Annotated in this window: 11 protein-coding genes; 5 read left to right on the top strand and 6 right to left on the bottom strand. The window is 44.4% G+C overall.

Annotation, left to right across the window (positions count from 1 at the left end; genetic code table 11):
• Positions 1 to 109 precede the first annotated feature (109 nt).
• The 4 genes from MSG36_RS08625 to MSG36_RS08640 all read left to right on the top strand — a co-directional run bounded on the left by MSG36_RS08625 (position 110) and on the right by MSG36_RS08640 (position 4,932).
• Positions 110 to 1,123 (top strand): sugar ABC transporter substrate-binding protein, encoded by a 1,014-nt coding sequence (locus MSG36_RS08625; protein ID WP_086967521.1) that lies wholly within the window; start codon positions 110 to 112, stop codon positions 1,121 to 1,123.
• Positions 1,124 to 1,203: 80 nt separating this feature from the next.
• A complete protein-coding gene (locus tag MSG36_RS08630; protein WP_061038538.1) occupies positions 1,204 to 2,697 on the top strand; it encodes a sugar ABC transporter ATP-binding protein in 1,494 nt (497 codons plus the stop codon).
• A gap of 38 nt (positions 2,698 to 2,735) precedes the next feature.
• Entirely contained in the window at positions 2,736 to 3,752 is a 1,017-nt protein-coding gene (locus MSG36_RS08635; protein ID WP_061038539.1) for an ABC transporter permease, read from the top strand.
• 346 nt (positions 3,753 to 4,098) lie between these two features.
• Complete coding sequence (locus tag MSG36_RS08640; RefSeq protein WP_061038540.1) at positions 4,099 to 4,932, top strand: MurR/RpiR family transcriptional regulator; 834 nt, start codon at positions 4,099 to 4,101, stop codon at positions 4,930 to 4,932.
• A gap of 65 nt (positions 4,933 to 4,997) precedes the next feature.
• Here the strand turns inward: MSG36_RS08640 and iolG are convergent, their stop codons facing one another.
• Positions 4,998 to 5,984, bottom strand: coding sequence for an inositol 2-dehydrogenase (gene iolG, locus MSG36_RS08645; protein WP_248367282.1), 987 nt, complete (start codon positions 5,982 to 5,984; stop codon positions 4,998 to 5,000).
• A 371-nt stretch (positions 5,985 to 6,355) separates the two neighbouring features.
• Here iolG and MSG36_RS08650 point away from each other — a divergent pair, with 371 nt between their 5' ends.
• Complete coding sequence (locus tag MSG36_RS08650; RefSeq protein ID WP_248367284.1) at positions 6,356 to 7,183, top strand: sugar phosphate isomerase/epimerase family protein; 828 nt, start codon at positions 6,356 to 6,358, stop codon at positions 7,181 to 7,183.
• 153 nt (positions 7,184 to 7,336) lie between these two features.
• Here MSG36_RS08650 and MSG36_RS08655 read toward each other — a convergent pair whose 3' ends face one another.
• The 5 genes from MSG36_RS08655 to MSG36_RS08675 form a co-directional block, all read right to left on the bottom strand.
• Positions 7,337 to 8,182, bottom strand: coding sequence for a MurR/RpiR family transcriptional regulator (locus MSG36_RS08655; protein WP_017111576.1), 846 nt, complete (start codon positions 8,180 to 8,182; stop codon positions 7,337 to 7,339).
• 75 nt (positions 8,183 to 8,257) lie between these two features.
• A complete protein-coding gene (locus MSG36_RS08660) occupies positions 8,258 to 9,085 on the bottom strand; it encodes a class II fructose-bisphosphate aldolase (RefSeq protein WP_048612821.1) in 828 nt (275 codons plus the stop codon).
• Positions 9,086 to 9,096: 11 nt separating this feature from the next.
• The gene (locus MSG36_RS08665; RefSeq protein WP_050633230.1) at positions 9,097 to 9,969 is read right to left on the bottom strand and encodes a 5-deoxy-glucuronate isomerase; all 873 of its coding nucleotides are present in this window, start codon (positions 9,967 to 9,969) and stop codon (positions 9,097 to 9,099) included.
• A gap of 183 nt (positions 9,970 to 10,152) precedes the next feature.
• Positions 10,153 to 11,139, bottom strand: a complete 987-nt coding sequence (gene iolC / locus MSG36_RS08670; protein ID WP_248367286.1) for a 5-dehydro-2-deoxygluconokinase — start codon at positions 11,137 to 11,139, stop codon at positions 10,153 to 10,155.
• Positions 11,140 to 11,148: 9 nt separating this feature from the next.
• A complete protein-coding gene (locus MSG36_RS08675; protein ID WP_048612818.1) occupies positions 11,149 to 12,327 on the bottom strand; it encodes a Gfo/Idh/MocA family oxidoreductase in 1,179 nt (392 codons plus the stop codon).
• Positions 12,328 to 12,350: the final 23 nt, after the last annotated feature.

Below are 12,350 nucleotides of genomic sequence, written 5' to 3' on the forward strand. Positions count from 1 at the left end.
AAGGAATGAAAGTTGCCAAATCTCTAGGAGAAAGAACGCACTCTCGGAGATTCAATCGCAAAATATTTTGTAATTGGCAGAAGCAGTGATAACAACAAGGAGACATAGCATGTCATCGATAACCAACACATTTTCAAAGTTCATACGTCGTTTTGCTCACAAAACCACTCTCTTCCAACGCTCAGCAGCAAGACGAGTAAAAACAGGGTTCATTGCAATAGGTTTACTCAGCCTCGTTGCCTGTGGTGGTGAAGAGACAAAAAGTGATGTCGTCACAATAGGTGTCGCGATCCCCAACTTCGACGATACATTTCTTGTAAACATGAAAGACTCCATGACGGCATACGCTGAAAAGCAAGATAACGTTGAGCTCATTTTTGTGGACGCCAAGGAAGACACAGTGAAACAGCTTGGCCAAGTTCAAAACTTCATTATCCAACAAGTCGACGGCATCATTTTAGTACCCGTTAATACTGACGCGACCCAACCTATGACGGACAAGATTCTAGATGCCGGAATTGAGCTCGTTTACCTCAACCGTCGCCCTTCTTATTTACCTGAAGGTGTTGCGTACGTTGGCTCTGAAGAGCTGCAATTTGGTAAAGAACAAGCTAAGTACGTCGCAGATAAAAGTGAAGGTGGAAACATTGGAATTCTGATGGGCATGATGACAATTGAAGCTGCAATTCTTCGTACAGAAGGCGTCGAAGATTACTTCCAAGATAAGCCTGATTTCAACATCACTCGCAAACAAACCGCTCTATGGCAACGCTCGCAAGCAATGGTCGTAATGGAAAACTGGATCAATTCGGGAGATAAACTCGATGTAATTATTGCCAATAACGATGATATGGCTCTAGGTGCAATTCAAGCTCTGCGTGCTGCAGGGAAACTCGATGACACGATTGTGGTCGGCGTTGATGCAACTCCTGATGGCTTAATGGCAATTGAAAATGGCGCTCTTGACGCCACTGTATTCCAAGATGGTGGTGGCCAAGCTCGGGGCGCAATTGATGCCGCAATCAGTGGTATCAAAAATCAGCCACGCGAGAAAATCACTTGGATTCCTGCAGAGCTTGTTACCAAAGACAACCTAGAAGAATTCAAAGCTAAGCAAGGCTAACGCCCTCTTCACTCATATGATCTATGTGCCACCCCACTAACAAGGTTCGTGCATAGATCATTTCAATCGGAGCAGTAAATATGAGTCAAGCCTTACTAGAAATGCGTGGAATATCAAAGTCATTTCCCGGAGTGAAAGCCCTTGATAATGTGCAACTCACATTAAAAGAAGGTCGTGTCATGGCCTTAATGGGTGAAAACGGCGCAGGTAAGTCCACCCTAATGAAAGTTCTTTTTGGTATTTACCAAAGAGATAGCGGCACCATCCATTATCAAGGTCAGCCAGTTAACTTCAGTGGTGCTAAAGATGCCCTTGAAGCTGGAATATCGATGATCCACCAAGAGTTGTCCCCAATACTTCACCGAAGTATTGCAGAAAACATTTGGCTAGGTAGAGAGCCGACCAAAGGACCATTCAACCTTATCGATCACGGAAAAATGTACAGCGACACTACCAAGCTGTTAGAAAAATTGGACCTGCAACTCGACCCTAGAACGCCTATGAGTGAGCTCACGGTAGCCACAATGCAGATGATCGAGATTTCAAAGGCCATTTCGTATCACTCGAAAGTGATCATCATGGATGAACCAACTTCAGCCCTTACAGGTAAAGAAGTTGACCACCTATTTGAGATCATAGAACTACTTAAATCTCAGGGAGTGGCGGTCGTATATATCAGCCATAAAATGGACGAAATATTCCGTATCTGTGATGACATTACAATCTTTCGAGATGGCAATTTTATTGGTGAGAGAGAAGCTTCATCGACTAATAATGACGAACTCGTTCACATGATGGTAGGACGTAATTTAGGCGATGTTTATCCACCGATCACCGCCAAACCGGGAAAAGTCAGATTAGACGTCCGAAATCTAACTGTTGAGGGGCAATTCAGTGACATCAGCTTCAAGCTGCATGAAGGTGAAATTCTTGGCATCGCTGGCCTTGTTGGCTCTGGGCGCACCGAATTAATTGAAACTCTGTTTGGCGTAAGACAAAAAGATGTCGGTGAGATTTGGATCAACGGCGATCAAGTAGAAATCAAAACGCCAACCGATGCTATCAATCACAAAATGGCCTTCCTAACAGAAGACCGACGTCACTCCGGGCTTTACTTGATGCTGGATATTTTCGCTAACACCTCCATCGCCCACCTTGATGCTTATCGCAATAGAGTCGTTAACCTACTTGATGTAAGAAAAATGCAAAAAGACTGCTCAACGCAATGTTCGACTCTCAAAGTAAAAACGCCAGGTATGTCTGAAGCCATCGATAACTTGAGTGGTGGTAACCAACAAAAAGTATTACTCGCGCGCTGGATGCTAACTAAACCAGACATTCTCTTTCTCGACGAGCCAACTCGAGGCATTGATGTTGGCGCCAAATCTGAAATCTATAAATTGATGCGCCTACTCACCGGCATGGGTAAAAGCTTGGTCATGATCTCATCTGAGTTACCAGAGGTGATTGGAATGAGCGACCGTATTCTCGTCATGCACGATGGGCAATTTAAAGGTGAGCTCGACGGTCACGAAGCCTCACAACAGCAAGTCATGTCATTGGCGTTCAACTAAAAACAATAAGCTAATCCAACATATCAAGGAAAGTAGTTATGATAGCTAAACTTCTTCAAGCCACTTCAGAACAGCCCGAAACTGGCAAAAAAACACGTTTTTTATCCAAGTACGCGATCTACGTCGTCTTTGTCGGCATGTGTATTGTCATGAGTATTCTGTCTCCGGTGTTTCTCACCGTTGCCAATTTACTTAATGTAATGACTCAGATGGCCAGTATCGGCCTGCTCGCCTTAGGTGTAACAATCATCATCATCACTCGCGGTATTGACCTTTCATCCGGCTCAGTACTTGCGGTTGCAGCTGTAGTCTCAGCGAGCACAGCTCAAACCCTCGATTGGGGGATGAGAATGTACCCCAACCTGCCTGAGCTGCCTGTTATTGTCCCTATTTTGGTTGCACTAGGTGTGGGAGCTCTCTGTGGCTTGATTAACGGTGCGCTAATCGCCTATACAGGTATCCCCCCGTTCATTGCAACATTAGGCATGATGATCATAGCTCGCGGGGCTGCATTACTCTATTCAGACGGTCGCCCTATCAGTAGCTTAATCGATTCATACCAATGGATCGGACAAGGAAACATAGCGGGGATCCCCGTGCCCGTGGTGATATTCCTCGTTATGGCCTTGTTCACCTATGTGCTACTCAACTACACCAGGTTTGGTAAATATGCTTATGCAATCGGAGGCAACGAAACTGCAGCTTACGTATCAGGCATCAACGTAACCAAATACAAAATTCTTGTCTACGTCTACGCTGGTCTTCTGGCTGGTATTGCTGCGCTTATCTTGACGGCTCGAATCAATTCAGGTCAACCTGGCTTAGGTAACATGTATGAACTTGATGCTATCGCTGCTGCCACTGTTGGTGGGGTATCGCATGCCGGCGGAATAGGAACAATCCAAGGAACTATCGTAGGCACCATGATTATGGGAGTACTACAAAACGGACTCGACCTACTCAATGTATCAGCCTATTGGCAACAAGTAGTAAAAGGCTTAGTGATTGTCGTAGCCGTTATTTTTGATATGAAGCGCCAAAAGAAAAGTAAATAAATACGTAGATGAGTAGCCGCTGTGCACTTTACGCTGACTTTAACATCTTGATTAAGAATGCTGATGTGATTCGCAAGAAGCGCTAAGCGTTTATGTTAACCATAAATAAATCGCTCATACAACAAGTTGAATGTAGGGTCCTCAAATGAGGTTTTCCATGCCACGTAAGCTCATCACTCTCGTGGCATTTTTTTGTTTAGAGCGTGATTGTTATGTCTCTTTCTTAAATATCATCTAAAGTGAAATAAATATTTCATTTGCGCCAACTCGACTTCACATCATCTATCTACTCTGATATATAGAAAACCTTCCGGTCATCTTCGCCGTTAAACTTAGGATGTTGTTTATGCATGCAGCTACGAATCTCAACGAACTAGAGAACCAAATTCGTCTACAACACAGTACGTTGAGTAAACGACTACAACAAGTCGCGCATTATGTACTCGAAAATTCAAACAGCATAGCCTTTGACACGGTTGCCGTCATTGCCAAGGCGGCCGATGTTCCACCGTCGACACTAATACGCTTTGCAAATGCCTTTGGGTTTAATGGCTTTAACGAGTTGAAACAAATATTCCGTCAAAACCTTGTAGAAGAAACCGCCAGCTACACTCAACGTACGCGTTTAGTTAAGGAGCTCAATGATGGCAGTCTGCAAGAAGAGCCTGAAGATATTTTATACGAATTTGCTCAAGCCAACTCACATGCAATGATGCAACTTGCCAAGCTCACCTCTTCCGAGAAACTCAAGCAAGCAGTCGATGTTCTAGCCAATGCTGATAACATTTATCTAATTGGGCTAAGACGCTCATTTAGCGTGGCGTCATACCTCACATATGCACTACGTCATATCGAATGTAGAGCATTCCTTATCGATGGTTTAGGCGGGATGTTTGAAGAACAGGTAAGTATGGTTGGGCCTAATGATGTGGTTGTATCAATTAGTTTTAATCCATATGCGGAAGAAACGATCAAACTGTGTGAAATAGCGTCTAAAGCGGGGGCCAAACAAATCGTGATTACCGATAATCAAGTCAGCCCACTATCGGCATTCAGCGACGTGTGTTTTACAGTAAAAGAAGCCAGTGTCGATGCCTTTCGATCACAATCGGCTTCATTATGCCTTGCACAATCTTTGGCAGTATCACTCGCATTTAAAAAAGGCAGAACCCTCGATTAATTCTAAGTTCTGCCTTGCCTAAGCCAGTAACACCTTGCGAGTGGTTAAATCTACAAACCTCTTGGTTAGAGTTTGACCGTTACCCCAGTGTTCATGGACTCTAAAGCAGCCTCAGCAAGCACAAGAGCAAACTCTCCATCTTTACCACTGCAAAGCGGCGCTGCTTCACCTGCTAGAACCTCAACGAAGTGATCCCATTCATTGATGTATGCTTGTTCGTAACGCTCTAAGAAAAAATGCTGCGGTTTCGCGCTAACACAACCACTTTCCCCCCAATACTGAACGAGATCCTCTTTCATATTGCCCGCTTGTAGTAAGCCTTTCTCGCCATGCAGTTCAAGGCGCTGATCATAACCATAACCAGAACGACGGCTGTTTGAAATAGTGGCCATCGCGCCCGATGGAAAATTCATAACGATAACAGCAGTATCAATATCTCCAGCTTCACCAATAGCTTCATCAACCATGCAACTACCGTGTGCAGTAATTGAGATTGGATCTTCTCCAAGGATAAAGCGCGCCATATCAAGATCATGGATGCTCATATCGCGAAACATACCACCGGAAGCTTTAGCGTAATGTGCCGGTGGTGGCGAAGGGTCACGAGACGTGATCAGCAACGATTCTGCCTTACCGATCACACCAGCACCTAGCTGAGTTTTTAGCTTACGAAACTGAGGGTCAAAGCGGCGATTAAAACCAACCAGCATTGGCACTGGATATTGTTCAATCACGCCCAGGCAATCACGAACACGGCTCAATTCTAAGTCGATAGGTTTTTCACATAAGATCGTCTTGCCATTCTTTGCCGCTAGCTCAATAAAATCAGCGTGTGTGTCGGTTGCAGAACCGATGCACACTCCATGGATATTGGGGTCAGCCATAGCCTCTTCAATTGTTTGGATTTTTGCATTGTATTGGCTTGCTAGTTGGTTAGCGCCCCCCACATATGGATCGACAATAGAATACAAGGTTGTTCTCGGGTGGTTATCAATATTAACCGCGTGAACTTTGCCAATGCGTCCCGCACCAAATAAAGCGATGTTAAACATACTTTCCCTCATGACGTAGAGTGGCTGCTTAAGTGAATAAACAACGATAGCTAAATACGGTCACATCTTAGTGACCCTCTGATTTCCAATTTATATTCCATTTTTCATTAACAGAACCCGTTACTCCGGAACCGAGAATTAACAGACCAAGCCAATAAAATGAAAAAATATTATCATTAAACCTACATGATAAAAGTCCACAAATCCACGCAATATCGACCTAAAAATAGTCAAATTTATTTTTACCTAGTTAGTATCACAGATAAAAGGAAAGCCAATGGAAAAAATTTATCACAAAGAGGATAATGGTCTTAACGCGATTAATTACGCCAACAGCACAAGCTTTTTGGCGACTGACAAAGGACTATTTTATGCGCTATGCACTACACGGGATGTGTTCACTACACAATAATATTGTTAGCGATATCCGTTTGGCAAAAGAAACAGGCTATGACGGGTTAGAAATCCATACGGAAAAGTTGTGGCGATACATCAATGCTGGTTTAACGAGCCAAGACCTCAAAACAAGGCTAAACGACGCTAATATTGCGCCTTCTGCAATTGATATTATAGGTAGTGTGGAGAGTACGACCAAAGAAGCACAAAACCAGTTATTTAGAGATACAGAAATTCTGTGTGAGTTTGCCAAAGACATTGGTGCGCCAACCATTCAGTTAAACGCTTTCGAGGCGCTGACAGGCCTATCGGTTGAAGATAACATTCGTATTACTGCACAAAACATCCGCAATATAACCGATATCGGAAGAGAGCATGGAATCCGCTTCCAATACGAAGGTGCAGCATGGACCCCCATTGCTACGTTAGAGCAATATTATCAATTACATGATGCAGTCAACCGAGATAACTTTGGCTTTGTGCTCGACACTTGGCACTTTTGGGCATGCCGCGGGGCAACACCGGAAGATATGGCTAAGATTGATAAATCGCTCATCTACAATGTTCATCTTTCCGATGGACACCGCCCTGAAGTTGGTGCGCCTTGGGTCGATGAGAAAGAACTTAGAAATTGCTTGCTAGGCCAAGGAGACATTCCACTACAAGAATGGACGTCAGCCATTCAAGGTACAGGATATGACGGGTTCTATTCTGGTGAGTTTCTCAATGATCAACTTTGGGAAGGCGATCATTACGAGACAGCCACTAGCATGTTTTCAGGCATGAAGCGTTTGTTCTCATAACCAGAACACTCCAACTATTCTGAGCTAAAAAAGCTGCCAATACGGTAGCTTTTTCTATGTTCGGCAGTCACTTTATTTAGGTTTTTCGCAAACATTAAAAAAGCCGATAACTATCGGCTTTTTAGTGTTATCTAGAACATTCTGAGGTAAACGCTATTTAATCTCACGACACATCAAACTAACAGCTAATGTTTGAGCTAGGTACATCGAAGAACTCAGCGATCGAAAGCCCATCACCTCCCCTTCTTCCACTTCAAAACACACGTCCATCTTACTGCCATGCGCCATCATCTGGTTATCTGCGATCGCGATGATAGGGACACCTCGGTCATGAGCACACTCTATGACATTGCTGGTTTCCATAGCATAAGGAGCAAAAGTCACAGTAAGCAATACGTCTTTATCGTTCATATTACGTATCATAGGGGTCAGCATCCCTCCATGGTCATCAAGCAAGACAACATTGTTATCCGATTTCATAAGAGCATACCAAAGGTAAAAAGCAACCGGATAAGCTCGGCGCATCCCTTGTATATATATCGTTTCGGCTTGATCCATCAGGCTCACGGCTCTTTCAAGCTTCTGTGGTGAAACTGATACTTGTAATTTTTCTATCGCTTCAACGTTAGCGACACCGTAATCATTAAAAATAGCGGTTGGCGATTCTGGTTGATATGTTTCTTGGTCTCTTGCTTTGCGCACTCGGTCTTTATAATCCCGAGGTCTATTTAGATATTGGTCTCTAAACAGAGCCTGCATTTGGCTAAACCCACTAAAGCCCATCGCATTTGAAAATCGACTTAAGGTCGACAATGGGACATTGGCTTGTTCCGCAATGGTCGCCATAGTCTCAACGGCAACTAGCATAGGCTGGGCTAACACATAGTCCGCGACTTGCTGTAAGCGTTGACTCAAATTGTCATAGCGTTTGACGATTAACTCTTTCAGAGAGTCTAAATCACTAGGCACATGTACAATCTCGTTAGTTTCAACTTCCATACCTAACTTCTTTCCCGTTAAATATTGGTTTATAAATCAATAATACCCCAAGCTTTAACACTTGGGGTATTAATTCTAAGATAAAAGTTCGAAGTTTCGAATAGCTTCATCTTTTACGTACGGCATTGCTTTTTGCATAAAGTAAATTCTATCAAACTTCTCTGGTTCATCATTCATATAGCCGCGTAGATTGTTACCTAAGGCTTGACGTAAGCAGGTGCCGATATTGAACTTAGAGACACGACTTTGCTTAAGTCTCGCCATATCTTCGTCTCGAATCCCACTAGCCCCATGTATCACCAATGGTATCGTCACTTCGGCTGAAATACGGTCAAGTAAGCCAAAATCAATAGTGCATGTTGGTTCGGTTAGACGGTGGACATTACCGACAGAAATCGCCACGCAATCAGCACCACTTTCGCGAGCAAACCTAGCTGCATCAGCAGGGCTAGTATCTATTGTTTTGATATGGTCACGACCTTCATCGTATGGAACAGAACCTATTTCACCCTCTACCGAAGCGCCTAATGCATGGGCGACATCCGCGACTTTGCGAGTTCGAGCGATGTTCTCTTCTAGGCTCAACTGTGAGCCATCGAACATCACCGAGCTAAAGCCGGCCTTTAATGCTCGATATACAATGTCTTCTTCATAGGTATGATCGAGGTGCAGACAAACTGGCACTGTACTTTTAGTCGCTAGACCTAAAAACATCGCCGCTGCCGTTTCTACCCCATAAAAATCAACGACATCTTTGTTACACGCTAAGATAACCGGTTTGTTCACTTCTTCCGCAGCCTCTACGACTGCGCGAGCATCTTCAAAGCCAAAGACATTAAAACAGGGAACTGAATAATTTGATGCAGCCGCATCAGGTAATAAATCGTTTAAATTAACCAACATAACGTATCCCTCTACTTAAACTTGGCGATCATATCCTTGATGCCTGGAATGGTTTCAACTTGATATTCATGGTGAGGGTCAAAGTGCTGAATCAAAGACTTAGACGTTTTCCCTACGATGATGGTGAAGTAATACATTTCATAGCCCGGCGCAGCTACACTCGGGTGGTATCCCTTATCAATAGCGATTACTGAACCTGTGCGAACGTGATAAACAGGACCAAAATCGTCTTCATGTTCGTATAAAAACTGTGCGCCGAAACCAAAATCAGGATTGAAACGGAATTGATACACCTCTTCGTATAATGTCTCTTTGCTGCCATCTTCTTTGACGCGGTCTTCATCATGTTTATGTGGAGGAAAACCAGACCAACCACCAGCGCCAACCGTAAATAGCTCACTGACAAGTAAACGGCCACGTTTGTCAGCATTACTTTGCCCAAGTACATGTTTGATCTTACGGTGTGTTTTTGTATCATCTGAGCCGTATTGAACCATTTCAACTTCATCAGCTCGAACGCAGAACGGTTCTAATGAGGCATCAAATTTACCACCTGCAATCATCACATCTGCGCTTTCACTGACACAATCAATAGTCGCTGTATAACCAAGCGGTACATAAACAGATTCAGGCTCACCGTCCCATACCGTGCGACGCTTACCTATATTATCAAAGACTTGAGGCTCATCGACACCGTTACTCACTGTGATACAACACGTACCACCAGCAAGTACAACTACCGACTCATACCCTTCAACAGTGTGAGTGTGTTGCTCACTCTGGCTTAAGTGAACCTGGTTGAAATAACAAAGTGGTGTAACCTCATCGTTAACATCAACGATTGGCTGGTTTTGATTATTAAATGGGGGTATATGCTTACCCATAATCCTTTCTCCTCATTCGTCGAGTCGTCGTTGCAACTCAACATAGTTCTTATTATTTAATTCAAAACGAATAAAAATGTCGGACCGAGATGGTTCGTAATCCAAAGCGTATTAATGGCTGAGAAAATTACCGATCCGACTGACTCATTCCTTGATCTGTAAAGAAGGTTCAAGTCAAAAGCGTTACGCTCGGCTCTCAATAAAATCGAGCAGTTCTTCCTTGGTTGGCATTGCCTCAGTACAGCTTTCGCCACTCACATTAATTGCCGCAGCAGCCGAACCATGACGAACACCATCCTCAAGTTCACCGTCATTGATGAGCGTCCAAATAAGACCACCAGCAAACGAATCCCCAGAACCAAATGGTTTGTTCACCTTGACTCGGAAGATGCCTTGTTCAAACTTATAGCCATCTTTGCAATACACTTTAGAACCAAGCTCTCCAGCCTTGATCACAACCACTTGAGTGTTTTCACGTAAAAATCGTTCTGCCGTTTGGTCATCATCTTGATTACCGGGTGCCAAGACCGTTTCCATCATGTCGAACTCTTCACGATTGCCGATGACAATGTCAGATAAACCCGCAGCAATACCGTAATAAATGGATGCATCGACATCTGAGCGCCAAGAATATGGACGGTAATCAACATCAAGAATCACCACCGTGCCCGCTCGACGAGCATGCTCCATAGCAATGAGCGTAGCTTCACGGCTTGGGCTCTCTGAAAGTGCGGTACCAGTTACAACCAGAGTTTTAGAACTCGCGATATACTCTGCGCTCACCTGTTCTGGTTTTATGGTTAGGTCTGATGCGTTGTTTCTATAAATCAGCACTGTACAGTCGCTTGGCTTCATCTCAGTAAATGCAACAGAAGTTCGAGAGCCCGTGTCATCAGTCATCATTCCGTCAAGGTTGATACCTTGATCCTGCATATAACCTTTTACGTAGTCACCAAACGCGTCATTTGCCACGCAACCAATAAAGCCTGTTCTACCACCCAAACGACTAACTGCTACTGCGATGTTTGCTGCAGAGCCGCCAACGAATTTGTTAAAGCCTGATATATCAGCCATGTCGGTATTGAATTCGCGAGCGTAGAGATCAACGCCAGCTCGGCCTAATACGATGGCATCCAGCTTGCGATCTTTTGGAAGTGCAATCTTTGTCATGGTCAGTTCCTATCTGCTGTATTCAACCCAAGCAGCGTTTTGGTCCGCAGACTCAACGCACTTCTCACATAAACGTACACCTTCAATGCCCGCATCAATACCAGGGAACCAAATATCAGACAGCGCTTGCTGGTCGTCACGCTCTGCCGCGTCAAACGCAAGTGCAAAACGGTGGTACAGGTTCGCCCAAGATTCGAAGTAACCTTCAGCATGACCACCGCCCACTCGATTTACAGCGACGCCAGGCGCATCTTGGTGCAAGTAGCCCATACCACGTTCAAGAATACGCGATGGTTCACCTTGCACTTCTAAGCGCAGTTGGTTTGGTTGTTCATCCCACCACTCAATCGATGCTTTAGAGCCCACAATTCTGATTTTTTGTTGGTGCATAGAGCCAGCATTTACCGCAGAAGCCCAAAGTGTGCCTACTGCGCCACCTTTGAATTCCATCATTACGTGTGCGTTATCTTCTAACGGTGTACGTGATTTAATAAAGCTCTGACGCATACAAGCTAAGCGGTCTACTTCAAGGCCAGTCATTACTTCGCACAAGTAAAATGCGTGCGTACCGATATCACCCAGCACATACGTTGGACCTGATACTTCTGGGCTTACGCGCCATTTCAAGCCAGGATCGTTAAGTTCGTACTCTTCGTTATGGAAACCATGAGCAAACTGCATATTGATAACGCGGATGTCACCTAAGTCGCCACGCTGTACCATTTCACGAGCTTGCTGCACCATAGGGAAGCCGCTGTAGCCATACATCACTCCAATCACTCGATTGTTTTGCTCGGCGATAACTTTTAGTTCTTCCGCCTCTTCAGATGTAAACGTGATAGGTTTTTCACAAACAACATGAAGGTTTGCTTCGAGTGCTGCCTTACAAATCTCGTAGTGCGTAGAGTTTGGCGTGGCAATAGATACAGCCTGAATCCCGTCTTCACGTTGTGCTTCTGCTGCGAACATCTCTTTGTAATTCGCATAACAACGCTCAGGGTCTAATCCTAAGTTGGTTCCAAAATCTCTGCAGCGCCCAGCATCTAAATCAAAAGCGCCAGCAACCAGCTTAAACAGTCCATCTCGTTGTGCAGCATTTCGGTGTGAATAACCAATCTGACTGCCACGTCCACCACCGATCATTGCCCAGCGTAGAGGTTGTTCAAAACGACGTTCTTCATTAAACATAATCTTGCTCCGTTATCTGATAC

The organism is Vibrio sp. 1CM8B (assembly GCF_023161685.1).
GTDB classification, from domain to species: domain Bacteria; phylum Pseudomonadota; class Gammaproteobacteria; order Enterobacterales; family Vibrionaceae; genus Vibrio; species Vibrio coralliirubri.